We start from the raw sequence: 18,718 nt of genomic DNA, 5'->3' as shown, positions 1-18,718 counted from the left end.
AAAAATGGCGTTGTTTTTGAATTAAGTAGTATTTTTGCAAAGAGCTTAAAAACGGATAACCGAAGAAACCCACAAAACAATGAACATGAAAAAATTTTTAATTCTAATAACAGTATTCTCTCTTTTTGGTTGTGCCGAAATGCAACAGGTTATGAATCAATTCCCACAAAGCAATGGCACGGGATTAGTTGACATTTCAGGTGGACTGAAAGAAGCACTCAATAACGGGATTTCTAAACAGGTAACTAAACTAACTGCGACAGATGGTTTTTATAGAAATGAAGCTGTAAAAATATTATTGCCAGCAGAGTTGAGAAAAGTTGATGCCGGATTGAGAAGCGTGGGATTAAGTTCATTAGCAGATGAAGGTTTGAAGGTACTGAATCGTGCAGCTGAAGATGCTGTAAAAGAAGCAACTCCTATATTTGTCGATGCCGTAAAAAACATGAGCTTTGCTGATGCAAGAGGAATCTTAATGGGAAATGAGAGTTCAGCAACAAATTATCTGCAAAACAGCACCTCGACTGCCTTGTACGGAAAATTTAATCCTGTAATTAAAAATTCATTTACTAAAGTAGGTGCTGATAAAGTATGGGCAAGTATCATTACTAAATACAACAGTATTCCCTTAGTGAATAAAGTAAACCCTGATTTAACGGATTATGTAACTAATCAGGCCATGAACGGCGTTTTTAAAATGGTCGCTGTTGAAGAAAAAAACATCAGAACAAACCTAAGCTCTAGAACTTCTGTTTTACTTCAGAGAGTTTTTGCTTTACAAGACAAGAAAATGTAATTATTGCTGACCGCTTTAGCATTTAAAGAAAGTATATTTAAAAATCACATCAGCCACAATTTGACTTTAAAATTGTGGCTGATGTGATTTTTTTATTTGAATTATTACTAAAAACCGCAACTAATCCTATAGAAAATTACACAAAAAACCATTGTTCTTTTAAATAAAAACTACGCTTTTTTCATTTGTTTTTGAAAAATTGACTTAGTTTTGAATTCTATTGTGACCCATATTAAAAACAGGAATAAACATTTAATACGATGCGCTTCAGCAATTCGAAAACAAACCAATAATATGCAGAAGATTACCCTACTTATTCATTGCAAAGACCAAAAAGGTATAATCGCTGCCGTGACTAATTTTTTAGTAAAAGTTGAAGGAAACATTATCTACTTAGACCAGCACGTTGATGTGGAGCAAAATGTGTTCTTTATGCGACTGGAAGGCGAACTGACTAATCCTTTGATTAGTGTTGCATCCATCAAAGCTGATTTTGAGCAAACTATTGCTCATAACTTCAAAATGTCATGGGATTTATACAACAAAGAAATAAAACCAAAAATGGCCTTGTTTGTGTCAAAATACAACCATTGTTTGTATGACATTCTAGGACGTTATAGTGCTGGTGAATTGAATGTGGAAATCCCAATGATAATTAGCAACCATCTCGATTTAAAACCAATTGCCGATCAGTTTAACATTCCGTTTCACCATGTCCCTTTTACTAAAGACAACAAGATTGAAGGAGAACAGCAACAAATCGAATTGCTTAAAAAATACGAAATCAACTTTATCGTATTAGCGCGTTATATGCAAATCATTACGCCGCGCCTTATTTCCCTCTACGAAAATAAAATCATCAATATTCACCATTCGTTCTTGCCAGCATTTCCTGGAGCTAAACCTTACCATTCTGCTTTTAAAAGAGGAGTGAAAATTATAGGTGCTACCAGTCATTATGTTACAGAAGAGTTAGATGAAGGTCCGATTATTGAACAAGATATTGCCCGAGTTTCGCATATCAATTCTGTTGAAGATTTCATTATGAAAGGAAGAGATCTAGAGCGACTTGTTTTAGCAAGAGCCATAAAGCTTCATGCCGACAGAAAAGTAATGGTATATTCAAACAAAACGGTTGTGTTTTATTAAAATCCTCAGCTGTGCCCACTCCAAAGAAGAGAGAGCTAAAACGATAATTACAGATAAAAAACGCTCCCTTATGGTGAGCATTTTTTATAAATATGTATGTTCAATTTGCTGCGTTTTTCCATTATTAGCAAACACGACCTTAGTCCAGAATGCTTTTGCTTTTGTTTTTGTGGGATACCAGTCTTTCCCTTCCTCAGCGAGTACAAAAAGTCCCGTTTCAGTTCCCAAAACAATAAACTTATCCAGTTTGGGTTGCATCGAAAAAACCGGAAGATCATATTTATCGATTAGTTGATCACATAGTTTCGAAACGTTTTTGGCCACAAAGCCTATTTCGCTAATCAAAATAATAGAAGAACCATCAAAAGGCTTTTCTGATTTGTTATCCAAGTTAAAACGAGCGATACATTCTAAAATATTGCCGTTGTTATCATAAAAATAGAATGACTTCGCATTCCAGTTATAAAAATCGGCGATTTTCTCAGGGGGAATTACTTCTAAAATAGCAATACGGCTTTCTACCCAGCCAAATGCTTCTAAAAGCTGATTGTTTGGTATGTCAAAAGCAAAGTGATAGACTGGACTTTCTATTTCTGAGTACCGGAACGTCAATTTCGTGCGGCCAGCAGCAAACGAAACAGACTCACGATTTTCAATAATAATTTTCAGCCCCAGTATTTTGCTATAGAAAATAACTGTTGCCTCAATATCGTTTGTCAATAATTCGGTTTCCTGAATTTCCATTTTTTTAGAAAATTACGCATTTAAATTCCTCTATCACTATTTCGAGCTAGAATACGTAAGTAATTCTGCTTTCCAAAAGTTCCTATTCAGTAAAGTAATGACTTAATTGCTTGTTGATGGTTCCATTCATTTTAAAAATGAAAATGAATAACAGCTTCGATCAGCTTTATAAAAAAAGTAGGAATGAAATAAAAATTTTAAAAAAAAGAGCCGCTTTAAATATTTAAAACTCACACAGTCAGGTGAATAGAAACTTTAATTAATACAATTAACAAAACTTAACTTATATGCAACAAACTAATAACAAAACCTTAACAGCTTCAGACGGATATATATCTGATCTTTGCGGTGTAATAAACTGGTTATTTATTATTTGGTTTTGGTTAGTTAAAGAACTGCCGGTATTTTAGGATACCGGCATTTTTTTATTTCTTTAAATTCTCTATTTGGTAGTATTTATAAAAGACAAAACCTCGGTATTAAAAGCATTTGGTTGCTCTACATTTACCACATGACCACAGTTTTCAATTACAAATAACTTAGAAGACTTATAATGCTTTGCAACCACAGTTCTAACTGAGGGTAAAAACATATAGTCTTCCTCACCCATTACATATAGTGTTGGTATATTTAATTCTACTTGACGAAACCATTTAAGGACAGGATTAATCTCAGCAGTAAGCTTAAACCATTTAATGAATTCTTTCTGATACAGTTTTTTGGCCTCATTGATAAAAAGCAATCGCGATTGTTTGTGACTTTTTTTAGGCATTATAACAAAAGCAAAGAGCTTATATAAAATCAAATAAGGCAAAACGTATTTAAATATATTCCCTAAACGCATTAATATTTGCGATCGGAAATTCATTTTCAGGATAGCACCACCAAGAATCATGCTTTGCACCCTATTGGGATACATCTCTGCCAATTGCCTGATCAATATTGTCCCCATTGAAATTCCCACAAAATGCGATTTCTCTATTTTAAGAAAATCCAACACTTCGAGAATATCATTAGCTAAAGCCGAAAAGGTATATTTTTGTTTAAAGGCTGTTTTTATGGTAGTTTTAGATTCACCATGACCACGTAAGTCCAACAACAACACATTAAACTGCTTTTGAAAATCCCTGATCTGTTTGAACCAGATAGAAGAACTACCACCGGCTCCATGGACAAAAGTAACCCATTGAGTAGTATTCGGGTTTTCGTAAACGGTATAATTAATCACTTTTTTCGGTAAAAATATAACTTAAATTCCAAATTCCAATCTTAACAAATTAATATATCTATTTTAACATTCTAAATTGTAAATTTGCAGAAAAATTACAAGTTATGATTGGTTTGTTGAAAGAGAAAAATGAAATTGAAAAATTGCAACAGGAATATAAAAAATTAGCAGAAACACACTTTAATGTTGAGCCTAAATCCAAAACAAAAATCCCAGAAGAATTAGTCCTAGAAGAATGCGAATCATAGTTTTTTGTGCAGCATTTTAAAATATTCAAATGCCTTTAGCAGGCGACTGCCATACCAGGAAAACATTTCGCCGTCAACCAAGACCGTTTGTGCATTCTCTGTATAATTACTAATTTCATAACCATCCTCCTTTTTAAACGGATACGGTTCTGAAGAGAGAAATATGACATCAGGGTCGCCCTCTTCAACGATTTCTTCAATGGCAACTTCAGGATAACGCCCTTTATTGTCATATATATTTTTGAAGTGGTTTAGCTTCAGTAACTCATTTATGAAGTTATCTGAACCCGCGACCATATATGGTTTTTTCCAGATAAAATAGGCTGCTTTTCTAACTGGAATATCCTTAATGAAGTTTTTAAAATCGCTCAGGGCAAAAGCCAATTTGCCATTCCATTTTTGCGCTTCGGTCCTGCAGTCTAGCAGTTGACCAAAGTCAGCTATCATCTGAAAATTATCTTCAATGGTAATGATATTAGTCACCCAAACTGGACAAATCTCACGAAGTCTTTCTACCATTTCTTGGGTATTCTCCTCCTTATTACAAATGATAATATCAGGTTGTAGTTCTTTTATCTTTCGATAATTCACTTTCTTGGTGCCACCAACACTTTTCTTAGTCGATTTAAAATGATAAGGATGCACACAGAATTTGGTTATCCCAACAATTTTAGATTCTTGACCCAAATCATATAACAATTCAGTTTGCGAAGGAACCAATGAAATGATTCGCTTAAGCGAAGTTTCAAAAGTATGGGATGTCCCGAGTTGATCGACTAAAATTTTTTGTTTCAAAAGTGAAAAGTTTAAATTGTTTAAGGTTTTACCGTTAAGTTTCTGTTTCAAGTTTCAGGTTTCAAGTTTCACTGCTAAGCGCACAAAGTTTTTACACACAATCGAAAAAACTTTAAACTAACTTTTTTAAAATTTTAAACGAACTATTTCTGCCATTTCCTGTTGCATTTTCAAAGCTTCTGCTCTGGCCTTTTCGGCATAATCAGTTCCTTTAGACGCATAAATGATTCCTCTTGACGAATTAATCAGTAATCCTATATTGTCATTCATTCCGTATTTGCATACTTCAGAAAGGCTTCCTCCCTGTGCTCCTACTCCTGGAACCAGTATGAAACTGTCTGGAATTATTTTACGGATTTCTGTAAAGTATTCTGCTTTAGTAGCACCTACCACATACATCAGATTTTCACTGTTTTTCCAAGTCTTAGAAGTTTCTAGCACTTGTTTGTACAATTCTTTTCCGTCCACTAGTAATGTCTGGAAATCAAAAGCACCCTCGTTTGACGTTAAGGCCAGCATAATCGTATGTTTGTTTTCGAAAGCTAAGAAAGGCTCTACCGAGTCTTTACCCATATAAGGTGCAACGGTTACACTATCAAAATTCAAATCTTCAAAAAAAGCCTTGGCATACATGGATGATGTATTGCCTATATCCCCACGTTTTGCATCAGCAATAGTGAAGATATCAGGATAAGTATCGTTAATGTAATTGATTGTTTTTTGCAAAGCCATCCATCCTTTGATTCCGTACGCTTCAAAGAAAGCGATATTGGGTTTGTAGGCAACACATAAATCGTGCGTGGCATCAATAATTGCTTTATTGAATTCGAAAATCGGGTCTTCTAGTTCTAATAAATGGGGTGGGATTTTATCCAAATCAACATCTAGGCCTACAGCCAAAAATGATTTCTTGATTTTGATTTGCTCAATTAGTTGTTGTGTTGTCATTCAAATGAAAAGTTTAAAGTTTAAAGTTTCAGGTTGCCCTACTTTGAACCAAATTATACTCTTTTGTTCGTTTTTAAATTAAAAAAAATGCCAAAACTAAAACTCAGTATGGCATCTTTTTTCTTTATTCTATTTTCTTTGCTATTGCATCTATACTCTTCGACATTTGCTCGGGCATCTTTATTCTATTTATTCTTCGCAATATTTTCTTTGCTCTTTCTTCTGTTTCTTCTTAAAAAACTTCGCTCGCTTCTTTCAGTTTCTCCATGTTGTTCACTAACGCTAGCTCATCAACAATTTTCTGAATATCACCATTCATGATATTTCCTAGATCGTAAAGCGTCAAACCAACTCTGTGATCAGTCACCCGACCTTGCGCATAATTGTAAGTACGTATTTTGTTAGAACGGTCACCAGAACTTACTTGAGACGTACGTTTTGTAGCATCTTCGGCTTGTTTTTTGGCTAATTCTTGTTCGTATAAACGAGAACGCAATACACCAAAAGCTTTATCTTTATTCTTATGTTGTGATTTTTGATCCTGACATTGCGCTACTAAACCAGTTGGAATATGAGTTAAACGCACAGCTGATTTGGTAGTATTTACGGATTGTCCACCTGGTCCAGAAGAACAGAAAAAATCCACACGAACATCGTTCATGTCAATTTGAACATCAAATTCCTCTGCTTCCGGAAGCACCATAACAGTTGCTGCTGATGTGTGAACACGTCCTTGCGTTTCCGTTTGAGGTACCCGTTGCACACGATGCACACCTGCTTCAAACTTCAAGGTTCCGTAAACATCTTCACCGCTAACTTCAAAAATCACCTCTTTAAAACCACCAGAAGTTCCTTCATTCATATCAACAACAGATGTTCTCCAACCTCTATTTTCACAATATTTTGTGTACATACGGAACAAATCCCCTGCAAAAATACTCGCTTCATCCCCACCGGTTCCGGCACGAATTTCCACCATTACATTTTTAGCATCTTCAGGATCTTTTGGGATCAACATAAATTTGATTTCTTCCTCTAGTTCCGGTAATCTTTCCTTCGCCTCTTCCAGTTGCATTTTGGCCATTTCGGTCATATCAGCATCACTATTGTCGGCAATTATTTCGTTTGCTTCTTCAATATTAGCCATGATAAGCACGTATTCATCGCGCTTTTCTGCTAATGCTTTCAAAGTTTTATACTCTTGATTCAATTGCACATAACGCTTCTGATCAGAGATTACATCCGGCTGGATGATCAAATCCGATATCTCGTCGAAACGTTGTTTTACTATTTGAAGTCTATCTAACATATTCTTGTTCCTTTATTTGGAGTGCAAAATTACGAAATTTTTGTTTAAAGTTTCACGTTTGCTGTTTCAAGTTTTTTCAGGAGCTATTTCCTGCTATTCGCTATATCTTTTTATCCGCAAAAAAGCGGATAAAAAGGATGCCGCTTCTATCAGGGCTAGAGGATTTTGATTAGAAAGTACGTTTTGAGGATTCCCGTAAAGTTCTTGTGTAAAAACAATTTACATTTGGGAGACCGAATTTATTTAATCAGTATTTTCGGTAGAAAGTTATATATTTGATACTAAACAAAAACGAAAGATTGAACCCTAAAAAAACAATCAGTTATGAAACAACTCTTTATTCTTTTGATATCACTAGGTATTCTATCAAGTTGTAATCAATTAAAAAAAACAGAAAATCAAGAACAAATAATAGTAAAAAGAAAAACAGACTTAATGTTGGAAAATCTTGAAAAAAAATACACAAATTATAAAGAAAACCAAATCGTTAGAGAAAGTATGCAAAACGATTTAGACAAAAAAATTGACAGCGTTTATAAGCTAAATTTTCTTGACGACATACCTGTTAAAGTTTTTAGAATGGGCAAAAATCCACACGGAAAAGGTGCGCTAATTCAATTTCACACCGACAATTTCGATACTGACAATCGTAACCTATTGTCTGACAGATTAAACTTTGACATTGTAGGATTTATGACCGAAGAAAAAGCTTCTAAACTCAAAGAAGACGGAACTTATTTGATTTCAGGTAGAATGTTAAAAAGACTCGACAAAACAGAAGTTTTTTTAATTGTTCCGCAAGTTTATTATTCACCGGGAACTGAAATTTCAAAAGATGTAATTTATGACGAAATATTTAATTATAATATTGGAGATTTGTTAATGGAAATTGATCACGCAAAACCTGTAAAAAAATAAAAACTACAGTTAAAATCAATTTTGAGCCAGCAGGAGTTTAGTGGAATCAACGTTTCTCATCACTTTACTTTAACCGAAAACACTCATTTCTAAAATTCCCAACCTCGATAAGCGCCATAAAATTATCTGAAATTATTTAATATGTATAGTAGAAATCAACTGAACAAAGCCGGAAATATATTAATTACTTCTAAATCTGAAATGGAGGTTGAGAGCGCTTTAGATATGATAAATAGGTGGCGTGCGAATCATTTACATCCATTAAGAGTTTTAAAGAATAACTCTTTAAAATTATTAGAATTAAATTCAATTACGCCAGTTTTGGTCTCTCAAAGACTAAAGCGTTTACAATCCATTACGTATAAATTAGATTTAAACGAAAAGATGGGATTAGGCGGTATGCAAGATATTGGCGGGTATCGCATAGTTGTAAAAGATGTAAAAGATTTAAAGCGGTTAAAAAATTTATTGGAAGTAAATTTATCTAAGCATCGATTAGAGAGAACTGTAAACTATGTTATTACTCCAAAAGAGTCAGGATACAGAAGTATTCACTTTGTCTATAAATATTATTCAAGTTCAGAAAAATATTCCGGTTTAAAGTTAGAATTACAAATTAGAACTAAGCTTGAACATAATTGGGCGACCGCAGTGGAAACAGCCGGCCTACTAACGAATACCTCTTTAAAATCTAGTCAAGGCTCTGACGAATGGTTGGAGTTTTTTAAAATAGTGAGCTCACTGTTTGCTATAAAAGAAAACCTTCCAAAGTTAAATGAACATCAAGAAATCGAAACCAAAGATTTAATGATTAAGTATTTTCAAATTTGTAAAAGATTGAATGTCATAGAAAATTTGAGAGCGCTCAGAGTTTCCACGAAGCACATTGAGTCTGGTCAGCTAAATGGTGACTACTATCTTCTAAGGATAAATGTAAAAGATAAAAATGTTCAAATTCGCGCATACAATAAAAATCAATTTGAGACAGCTGCAAAAGAATATGCTGAATTTGAAAAAGAAATTATTGAAGGGGAAAATGCTGTTGTATTAGTTTCGGCTAATTCAATAAAAGCGTTAAAAAAAGCTTACCCAAGTTACTTCCTTGACACTTCGGAATTTATCCAAACATTAGAAAAAATGAATAGTAATTGCATTGAGAGAGGATTTATTAGGCTATAACTTCTGCTAATCCAGCAGACGACCTAGCTCAAAGAAGTATGAATAAATTTAGTGTTTTTTATCTGATACAAAGTAAAGGCGGATTTGCAATCCGTGCCCGCAACGATTAGCAAATAAGAAAACAAAAAACTAGATGTGATTGCATCTTTCTTCGCATTGAGCTCTAGATAGCGATTGCTTTAAAATACGAAACTAGCACCCTAAAAATCAATACTTTTTTTATTTAAATACCATTTGTAAAAGCTACATCACTTCGTTCTAGCAACTGCTCATTTCTATTTACAGCACATTGTAACGGGAATCCCACCTAAAACGAGAATCTTTTATGACGTAAGAATTCGTCCTTTAATACACCTATTTGGAAAAGACAAACTAAATCTCGAGCTTTACAAAAAAAGAAATTACGACGCATTAGAAAACAGACAAAATCCTAGCTACCAAAAACGAAAAATTATTGGAAGTAGTGTAGATTGTAATGCTAAAATAAAAAATACAGCCAAATTTTAAAGCAACGAATAATGTAAAATAATCGTTATGAAATCTGAAGAAAAAGAGCAGGAGAAATACCAAGAAGAACTGGAGAAAACGTCTAGTGAAGTAGATGGAGTTAATGAATATCGCGAAATTTTAAGTAGGGTGATTCATGAAGGTGAGGAAATTTTTAAAATAAAAAATAAAGCAATTACTCTTAGTGCTATTATAGCTGGATTAGAAATAGGTTTTAGCTATTTACTAATATGTGCATTGTATTTTTTACTTTCAGGAAAGCTCGCTGAGAATACTATATTTAAGCTTTTTAGTTTGGTATATCCTGTTGGTTTTATTCTTGTTGTTTTAGGAAAATCGGCTTTGTTTACTGAGCAAACGTCTGTATTAACCTTACCAGTTCTTAACGGCCAACGATCCATTAGAGAATTATTTAGAATATGGGGATTGGTAATTTTAGGAAATGTGATAGGTGGTATCTTATTTACACTTTTTATTAGTCTTTTAGCACCACATTTGGGTTTGTTTGATCACGAAACCATTGTAAGGATTGGAAGTCATGTACTGCATCATGATGCTTGGGTGTTGTTTATGAGTGCTATTGTTGCGGGATGGTTAATGGGGTTACTGAACTGGCTATTGAATAGTGCTAAAAACTCACTAACAAGAATATTTTTAATATTCATGATTACGGCTGTAATCGGTTTTGGTGGTTTTCATCATAGTATCGTAGGTAATATTGAGGTTTTTGGAGCTTTTTTATTTTCGGATACGATTACTTTTTTCGATTATTTATGGTTTTTAATATTGGCTATTTTAGGAAATAGTATTGGCGGATCTATTGTGGTTGGCCTCTTTAAGTATCGTATTTTCGAATCAAATTATAAAAATTAGTTCTTCATTTTTTAACAAAAACTAATTTTTATATTTACTACAATCGCCAAATCATCATTTAACTCTAGTCAAATTCAAAACTGACAAAAATGGAGATAACAATTTTTATTTTTTTGGTAATAGCTGCTCTACGAAGTATAAATAAGTCGCAACAATAAAACACAATCGGGATCCCTTTGAGAAGTTTTCAGCCTTTATAACAACCCAATAAATCCCTCTGATCAGATGTAGCTATTTGTTATAGCAATTTCGCAAACGTAACAAATGAAAGCCTTTATAGTCCTCTTCGCTGCCTATATCTATTTTCCTTCAAAATTTTATAGCGTATTAAACAACTGATCTTTATGAGGTTACGCAATAAGTAGCTATTATATGTAGAATAATGCCAAATTTACTGATATATTTAGCTACCTTCCCGAAAATTACGAATACTATAATAATTTGATTATTTGTTTGTGGTTATAACGATATATGCAAAAATTTAATTGCATTATTTATAATAAAAATAGAAAATATGATCACATTTATTATAGCGATAGTTTTATTGCTTTTGGGGTACCTCACTTACGGGAAATTTGTCGATAAGACTTTCAATTCTGACCCAAACAAAGCAACACCCGCAAATACTCTTACAGATGGGGTTGATTTCGTTCCTATGAACAGCAACAAAAATGCGTTTATCCAAATTTTAAATATAGCCGGTGTTGGCCCTATTTTTGGCCCTATCTTGGGAGCATTGTACGGTCCTTCTGCTTTTCTATGGATCGTTTTCGGATCTATATTTGCCGGTGGAGTTCATGATTACCTAACAGGTATGATTTCGTTGCGATATGGCGGCGCTCATTTACCGGCTTTGGCTTCTCGTTTTTTAGGAAAATCATTCAGTCATGTCGTTAACTTTTTCACTCTTTTGCTACTTCTCTTAGTGGGAACCGTATTTGTTTCTGCTCCTGCAAAAATGATTAACGAACTAATAGGCAATGAAACTAGTGTACTTACCATAATCGTCTTTTGCATCTTTATCTATTATATCATCGCCACCGTTTTACCTATTGACAAAGTCATTGGAAAAATATATCCTGTACTAGGGTTTTTACTTTTAGTGAGTGCCGTAGGAATTTGTATTGGTATGTTTATGTATGGAAACCCGATACCTGAATTGACTTTAGAAAATTTACATCCAAAAGGAATTCCATACTATCCTGTTATATTTTTAACCATTTCCTGTGGAGCCCTCTCTGGATTTCATGCCACTCAATCTCCCATTATTTCCCGTACCATAAATAATGAAAAAGATGGCCGAAAAATATTCTACGGAATGATGATTCTGGAAGCCGTAATTGCGATGATTTGGGCCGCGGCTGCTATGAGTTTGATGAATGGTGAAGATCTTAGTGTACTTTTAGAAAACGGAGGCCCTGCTGCTGTAGTTAATAAAATTGCTATTGTATTCTTAGGAACTGTTGGTGGAACTATCGCTGTATTGGGTGTTATTGTATTGCCTATTACTTCTGGAGATACTTCTTTTAGAGCGGCGAGAATGATCATTGCTGATTATCTAAATATTGACCAAAAGGCTTTGAAAAACCGTTTTATGGTCGCTATTCCACTATTTGTAATCTCTTATATCCTTACTAATATGGATTTCCAATTGTTATGGAGGTATTTTTCTTGGGCAAATCAAATTACGGCTGCAATCGCCTTGTGGATTGGAGCGGTATATTTATTCCAAAAGAAAACGCATTACATCATTGCTTTGGCACCAGCTTTCTTTATTACATCTGTAGTAGGTTCTTACCTTTTTTATGATCCTACTATTGGATTTGGTTTAGAGGTGATGACCTCAAATTTGATTGGAATTGCAATTTCAATTGCGCTGACAATCCTATTTTTTATAGTAATGAAAAAGAGAAAAGAAGTTATTGAATAGGCCTTTGATTTAAATAGAAAACGGTTTTCAAACCAAATAAAAAGCAAAAAACTACAACCCTAAAAAGTTGTAGTTTTTTTTATAACAGCATTACAGTTGATTACGTTGATGTAATTACTTTCTCTACGTAAAGCAAACTGTTCCTCGTAATCAAAAATTGGAGACTAAATAATAAATCACCCTCATTAACTGCTTAGTGAAGATTCTTAAAATAGAGTGATTCCCCAAAAACCAAATTTCATTCCACTTGCTTTTGTTAAAAAAAAACAACTGCATGTTTTCTTTTGATTTTAAAAATAATCTAAAGAAACTTGGCTGAAGGCCTATTAATATTGTGAAAGACTGGAAAAACACCTCTATAAATTACTTTTAATTTTTATTTTTTGTTTAATTGTTTGTTAAAAATATTAAACATTTACTTTTAATATGTATCTTTGAGAATAACAATTTTTAAACTTAAAACATTAACTATGAAATTAGTAAGAACAATTAGCACATTTTTATTATTAGGACTGATCACTGTTTCTTGTGGACAAAAAAAAGAAGCAGAATCAACAGAAATGACTGATTCTACTGCAGTAGCAATGGACACAGTGGCTGTGGAAGAAACACCAAACATTGTAGGTGTAGCGTCAAGCAATGCAGATTTCTCAACATTAGTTACTGCAGTAAAAGCAGCAGGACTAGTTGAAACCTTAAGTAGTGAAGGGCCTTTTACAGTATTCGCTCCAAATAACGCAGCATTTGCGAAACTTCCAGCAGGAACTGTAGATGGTTTATTGAAACCTGAAAGTTTAGAGAAACTGAAAGCAGTGTTAACGTATCATGTAGTTGCAGGAAAGTTTGATGCTGCTACAGTGATTGATGCAATAAATACCAATAACGGAAAATATAGTGTTACAACTGTTCAAGGTGGTACTATTGTTTTAAGCTTGAAAGACGGTAAAGTGATACTTACTGACGAAAATGGAGGAACTTCAACAGTTGTTCTTGCTGATGTGGCGGCTTCTAACGGAGTTATTCATGCTATTGACAGCGTGGTTATGCCAAAATAAGATTTTAATTCATCTTAATTTTAAGAACCGTTGCAAAATTGCAACGGTTTTTTTATGGTCTTTTGCCAACGAATACCAACTTCATTTTTGCGACATAATATCCTCTTTACCTGACCTTAGAGTTAAATTATATTTTGATTTATTATAAGACGAGAATAAAACTAGATTTTGAAAACTAAAAAATATACGACCAGACTACTATCCAAAATTACTTGTGCCGTTTTATAAACTAAGCTAAAAACAATAATCAACAAACTAGTTGCGACTGCCTCTCCTCAGGCAAAAGATTACCTCTAACATTGCCTGGCTGCTGAAAATGCTGCCCGTTCATAACTCCTGTAGATTTATTTTTAATACCAACTTCAAAAGTCCTAATTTGCACCCTCAAAATTATAAGGAAAAAATGAAGGTCTGTATTGCAGAAAAACCAAGTGTAGCACGTGAAATCGCATCCGTATTAGGAGCTAATACCAAACGCGACGGGTATTACGAAGGCAATGGTTATGCTGTAACCTATACTTTTGGGCATTTATGTACCTTAAAAGAACCTAACGATTACAAAGCCTACTGGAAAAGCTGGGATTTGAACAACCTACCCATGCTTCCCGACAAATTTGAAACTAAAGTCGTGGAGAATTCAGGAATACAAAAGCAGTTCAAAATCATAAAAGGTTTATTTGACCAAGCCACTTTGGTTATCAACTGCGGGGATGCTGGACAAGAAGGGGAACTCATCCAGCGCTGGGTCATGAATGAAGCTAATTATAAAGGTGAAGTACAGCGTTTATGGATTTCTTCCTTGACTACCGAAGCGATCAGAGAGGGTTTTGACAACTTAAAACCTTCTGCCAACTACGATAATTTATATTACGCCGGATTTTCCAGAGCAATTGGTGACTGGTTATTGGGTATGAATGCCACGCGTTTGTACACTGTAAAACATGGTGGTTACAAACAAGTATTGTCAATCGGGCGGGTGCAAACACCAACCTTAGCCATGGTGGTGGATCGTTTTACAGCAATTGAAAATTTTAAGCCACAGCCCTATTGGGAATTACAAACCTTATATAGAGAAACACTTTTTAGCTATGAGGAAGGCCGCTTTTTAAAAAAAGAAGATGGAGAGCTTTTAGCCAATAAAGTTCAAGAAAGTGATTTCGAAATTATTTCCATTGAAAGGAAAAATGGAAATGAGTTTGCTCCAAAGCTGTTTGATTTAACAGGCTTACAGGTATATTGTAATACCAAATTTGGATTTTCGGCAGATGAAACGCTTAAAATTGTCCAAACCTTATATGAACAAAAAGTAGTTACCTACCCTAGAGTAGACACCACTTTTTTACCAAATGACATCTATCCAAAAGTAGCTGGGATTCTTCAAAATCTTACTAACTATGCTACGTTAACAGAACCACTTTTAGGCAAAAAGATTAAAAAATCGACTAAGGTTTTTAATGATAAAAAAGTAACCGATCACCATGCAATTATTCCAACAGGAATACAAAGCAATTTGCAATACAATCAGCAGCAAGTCTATGATATTATTACCAAGCGTTTTATAGCGGTGTTTTACGACGATTGTTTGGTTGCCAATACTACAGTAATAGGAAAAGCAGCAGATGTCGCCTTCAAGACTACAGGAAAAGAAATCCTAAAAAAGGGATGGCGCATTGTTTTTGAAGACCCAAACACAAAAGAAAAAGAAGCCGACATATTACCCAGCTTTGTAAAAGGCGAAAAAGGACCTCATCAACCCTCATTTTTAGAAAAAGAAACCAAACCGCCCAATCAGTTTACTGAGGCAACCTTATTGCGTGCCATGGAAACCGCAGGCAAACAGGTCGACGATGAAGATTTACGTGAATTAATGAAAGAAAACGGTATTGGACGTCCATCAACACGAGCCAATATTATTGAAACGCTGTTTAAACGCCAATACATAGTAAGAAACAAAAAACAGGTTTTGCCAACACCTACAGGTATTCAATTGATTGACACTATTCAAAATGAAATGGTAAAATCGGCTGAGTTGACTGGTTCCTGGGAAAAGCAGTTGAAAGATATTGAAAAAGGAACTTTTACAGCAGCTGCCTTTATCAACAACATGAAACGAATGGTAGATGCTTTAGTGTATGAAGTACGAAGTGAAGCCAAGCGCGCCAATATTTCGCATGAAGGAAGTTTTCAAAAACAAGTACCTACGGTTGTAAAAAAGAAAGCCACAGGAATTACAGCAGAAACTTGTCCGAAATGCAAAAAAGCAACCCTTATCAAAGGGAAGTCGGCTTATGGTTGCGCTGATTATAAAATAGGTTGCAATTTTGTGTTGCCCTTCACTTTTGCGGAGAAAAAAATATCAGAGAATCAATACTTAAGATTGCTTCAAAAAGGGTCTACGGTGAATTTAAAAGACTTTAAAACCGATGCTGGAACCGTGGAGGGTTTACTGCGCTTTGATGAAAATTTCAAGCTAAAATTAGAAGCTAAAAAAACAGCTGCTCCTACTCCATCAGCAGAAAAGAAAGCAACTTCGAATCCATTAGCCTGCCCAAAATGCCAAAAAGGAACAGTTATCAAAGGAAATACAGCCTACGGTTGCAGCGCCTACAAATATGGCTGTGATTTTAAAGTAACTTTTGATGTAGTTCGAGCGAAACTAAAAGACCAGAAGCCAACAAAAGAACTGGTTCATTCTATTTTGAAAGAAGGCATTTAAGAGTATTCGCCTCAATTTTTTGGAGCTATTTATTTCGTCAGTTCAATTCGTTCGTGTCCCGCTAACTGCTATATTTCTGCTACAAAAAAACCACTATTAAAAAAGTCTTGTTAGTCAAAATCTGTTGATGCCGCTTTTATCTGGACTAGTTGTGTTTATTTTTCATAATTTTGTACCCGTTAAATAAACAATAATTTCAAACAATATGTTTCAAAAAATACTTTTCATACTACTAATCGTTTCTTTCGTTTCTTGCAAGAAATCAGATTCAAATTCGTCAGAAGATACAGAAAAAGAGAAAATAAAAACCGCGCACTGGCTATTGGGAACTTGGGAAAATAAGTCTGCCGAAGGAAATCTAAAGGAAATTTGGAATAAAGTAAATGACAGTACTTATGAAGGACAATCGTATTTCATAAAAGGAAAAGATACCATTCACTTTGAAAAGATCCAACTCCAACAAATAGGGGAAGAACTAACCTATGCTCCAACGGTAAGGGGACAAAACAATGATAAACCAGTTGCTTTCCCATTGACAAATTCTAATGAAAAAGAATTAATTTTTGAAAATCCAAAACACGATTACCCACAAAAAATAAGTTACAAAAACATTTCAAAAGATAGTTTAGTAGCTGAAATTTCAGGTATCCAATCAGGAAAACCTAGCTCGGAAAAATACATTATGAAAAAAGTTAAATAGTTTTATTTTGGATATTGGATTTAGAACATCAATCTTCGGCTGTAATTTTATTGACCATAAAAATCATAACGACTCCTAATAAAGCCATTATTAAAAAGGCCCATTTCATACTTAAAAGTTCAGAAATGAAGCCAACCATTGGCGGTACAACCAGAAAACCAAGATAGCCAATAGTTGAAATGGAGGTTAATGCACTTCCATTACTTAATTTTTTTGATTTACCGGCGATACTAAATACCAACGGAACTACGCAAGAAACCCCTATTCCTATAAAGACATACCCCAACAATGTGGTTGAAATAAAAGGAAATAGAAAACAAGTCAAAAAACCAACGCTGATAAAAATACCAGAATAAAATAAAATTTGTTTTATCCCATATTTACTGACGGCATAGTCCCCAAAGAATCGACCTAAAGTAACTGCAGTCATAAAAAAAACAAAAGCGGCGGTAGTCCATTTTGCTGATGCATGCAATATATTTTGGAAATAGATCCCACTCCAATCGTACATGGTGTTTTCGCAGGCCATCGACACAAAACAAATTACGGCAAACTTTGTCAGAGTTTTATCGGGCATCGAAAATAATTTTTTCTTTTCCTTCAAAGGTTCAGTAAGAATGGTTAATGGATAGAACCAGACTGTAACTACCATCATTGCTACACTAATACCAAGTAAATGATAAGAAGGCGCAATATTTTGAGTTACCATTACGTAGCCTAATCCTGCACCTATAAATCCTGCCAAACTCCAGACAGCATGAAAAGTGGTCATTATCGATTTTGGATACAATTTTTGAACTTCTAAGGCTTGTGTATTTATAGACAAATTAAGAATGTTTCTGGATGAACCAAATAGGAAAAGGATAATAACTAGCTGCCAAACAAAAGCAGAAAAACCAGGTAAAGCCAAAACAATATTAAACAAAACAGCACCTATTAACATACAATAGCGGCTACTGTACTTATTCAATAATCTTCCCGTAAATGGCATCGTTACCATTAAACCTACCGGTAATGCAAATAAAATAGCTCCAAATTGCGCTTCACTTAAATGCAATTGCGCTTTAATAGCAGGAATACGAGATGCCCAAGAGGAATATCCAAATCCTGATATAAAAAAGAAAACGGTATTTGCAATTCTAAACCCTTTAGGTGAATTCTGTATTTTTTTTAAATAGGATAATATCATTTATTTTAATTTGTTTCAAAAAACCCATCCAATTTAAACATATTGAAAATACAGTAATTTGGCGACGCAAACTTAAGTATTTTCAAAACCAAATTTATACTCTCATAACCATTTATGTAAAATTTAAAAAGATAGATTAACCATTGAATTTTCGCGTAAGCAACACGGAAAACTATGTATTAAAACCACTTAAGAGAAAAAATCAAAAGTGATTTTAACAAAACATCCCATAAATAACAGCCTTGCTTTTAAAAATAAGAGCTGTTATTTGTTTTGTAAAACCCTGTAAAACAAATCCGTAATAACTTTATTTTTATTTAATCTAAATAACTATTGTTAAATAAAAACAAAAATATAGATTTGCGCTATTCTTATTGAATCTAAATAAGACAAATATTTAACCTTAATTATTTTTCATCATGTACTATTTTAAT

At 34.0% G+C, this 18,718-nt stretch carries 16 protein-coding genes; 10 read left to right on the top strand and 6 right to left on the bottom strand.

Annotated elements, in window-relative coordinates; all coding sequences use genetic code 11:
* The first annotated feature begins 85 nt into the window (after positions 1-85).
* Both HJ01_RS08525 and purU read left to right on the top strand, forming a co-directional pair.
* Positions 86-796 (top strand): DUF4197 domain-containing protein, encoded by a 711-nt coding sequence (locus tag HJ01_RS08525; protein WP_040473812.1) that lies wholly within the window; start codon positions 86-88, stop codon positions 794-796.
* Between the two features lie 294 nt (positions 797-1,090).
* Complete coding sequence (purU, locus tag HJ01_RS08520) at positions 1,091-1,945, top strand: formyltetrahydrofolate deformylase (protein WP_007137970.1); 855 nt, start codon at positions 1,091-1,093, stop codon at positions 1,943-1,945.
* Between the two features lie 84 nt (positions 1,946-2,029).
* Here purU and HJ01_RS08515 read toward each other — a convergent pair whose 3' ends face one another.
* Positions 2,030-2,689 (bottom strand): VOC family protein, encoded by a 660-nt coding sequence (locus HJ01_RS08515; protein ID WP_007137969.1) that lies wholly within the window; start codon positions 2,687-2,689, stop codon positions 2,030-2,032.
* Between the two features lie 442 nt (positions 2,690-3,131).
* On the bottom strand, positions 3,132-3,917 hold the full coding sequence (locus HJ01_RS08510; RefSeq protein WP_007137966.1) for an alpha/beta fold hydrolase: 786 nt from the start codon (positions 3,915-3,917) through the stop codon (positions 3,132-3,134).
* Positions 3,918-4,021: 104 nt separating this feature from the next.
* Here HJ01_RS08510 and HJ01_RS17735 point away from each other — a divergent pair, with 104 nt between their 5' ends.
* Entirely contained in the window at positions 4,022-4,165 is a 144-nt protein-coding gene (locus HJ01_RS17735; protein ID WP_007137965.1) for a hypothetical protein, read from the top strand.
* Here the strand turns inward: HJ01_RS17735 and HJ01_RS08505 are convergent.
* The 3 genes from HJ01_RS08505 to prfA all read right to left on the bottom strand — a co-directional run bounded on the left by HJ01_RS08505 (position 4,160) and on the right by prfA (position 7,217).
* Positions 4,160-4,960, bottom strand: a complete 801-nt coding sequence (locus HJ01_RS08505) for an ABC transporter substrate-binding protein (protein WP_007137964.1) — start codon at positions 4,958-4,960, stop codon at positions 4,160-4,162. The two genes, HJ01_RS17735 and HJ01_RS08505, sit on opposite strands and share 6 nt — an antisense overlap.
* Before the next feature lie 126 nt (positions 4,961-5,086).
* Positions 5,087-5,908 carry an orotidine-5'-phosphate decarboxylase gene (gene pyrF / locus HJ01_RS08500; protein ID WP_007137963.1) on the bottom strand — a complete coding sequence of 274 codons (822 nt, stop codon included), beginning with the start codon at positions 5,906-5,908 and terminating at the stop codon, positions 5,087-5,089.
* A gap of 232 nt (positions 5,909-6,140) precedes the next feature.
* The gene (gene prfA, locus HJ01_RS08495; protein ID WP_007137962.1) at positions 6,141-7,217 is read right to left on the bottom strand and encodes a peptide chain release factor 1; all 1,077 of its coding nucleotides are present in this window, start codon (positions 7,215-7,217) and stop codon (positions 6,141-6,143) included.
* 324 nt (positions 7,218-7,541) lie between these two features.
* Here prfA and HJ01_RS08490 point away from each other — a divergent pair, with 324 nt between their 5' ends.
* The 7 genes from HJ01_RS08490 (at position 7,542) to HJ01_RS08460 (ending at position 17,095) form a co-directional block, all read left to right on the top strand.
* Entirely contained in the window at positions 7,542-8,135 is a 594-nt protein-coding gene (locus HJ01_RS08490; protein ID WP_007137960.1) for a hypothetical protein, read from the top strand.
* A 141-nt stretch (positions 8,136-8,276) separates the two neighbouring features.
* Positions 8,277-9,314 carry a RelA/SpoT domain-containing protein gene (locus tag HJ01_RS08485; RefSeq protein WP_040473792.1) on the top strand — a complete coding sequence of 346 codons (1,038 nt, stop codon included), beginning with the start codon at positions 8,277-8,279 and terminating at the stop codon, positions 9,312-9,314.
* Between the two features lie 534 nt (positions 9,315-9,848).
* Positions 9,849-10,694 carry a formate/nitrite transporter family protein gene (locus tag HJ01_RS08480; RefSeq protein ID WP_007137958.1) on the top strand — a complete coding sequence of 282 codons (846 nt, stop codon included), beginning with the start codon at positions 9,849-9,851 and terminating at the stop codon, positions 10,692-10,694.
* A gap of 514 nt (positions 10,695-11,208) precedes the next feature.
* Entirely contained in the window at positions 11,209-12,624 is a 1,416-nt protein-coding gene (locus HJ01_RS08475; protein WP_007137957.1) for a carbon starvation protein A, read from the top strand.
* A gap of 470 nt (positions 12,625-13,094) precedes the next feature.
* The gene (locus HJ01_RS08470; protein WP_007137955.1) at positions 13,095-13,679 is read left to right on the top strand and encodes a fasciclin domain-containing protein; all 585 of its coding nucleotides are present in this window, start codon (positions 13,095-13,097) and stop codon (positions 13,677-13,679) included.
* 403 nt (positions 13,680-14,082) lie between these two features.
* The gene (locus HJ01_RS08465) at positions 14,083-16,395 is read left to right on the top strand and encodes a type IA DNA topoisomerase (RefSeq protein ID WP_040473791.1); all 2,313 of its coding nucleotides are present in this window, start codon (positions 14,083-14,085) and stop codon (positions 16,393-16,395) included.
* Between the two features lie 205 nt (positions 16,396-16,600).
* Positions 16,601-17,095, top strand: coding sequence for a DUF6265 family protein (locus HJ01_RS08460; RefSeq protein ID WP_007137953.1), 495 nt, complete (start codon positions 16,601-16,603; stop codon positions 17,093-17,095).
* Between the two features lie 28 nt (positions 17,096-17,123).
* Here the strand turns inward: HJ01_RS08460 and HJ01_RS08455 are convergent, their stop codons facing one another.
* Positions 17,124-18,284 carry an MFS transporter gene (locus tag HJ01_RS08455; RefSeq protein ID WP_007137952.1) on the bottom strand — a complete coding sequence of 387 codons (1,161 nt, stop codon included), beginning with the start codon at positions 18,282-18,284 and terminating at the stop codon, positions 17,124-17,126.
* Positions 18,285-18,718: the final 434 nt, after the last annotated feature.

Source organism: Flavobacterium frigoris PS1, from assembly GCF_000252125.1.
GTDB lineage: Bacteria > Bacteroidota > Bacteroidia > Flavobacteriales > Flavobacteriaceae > Flavobacterium > Flavobacterium frigoris_A.
This window is presented reverse-complemented; position numbering and strand designations above follow the sequence as displayed.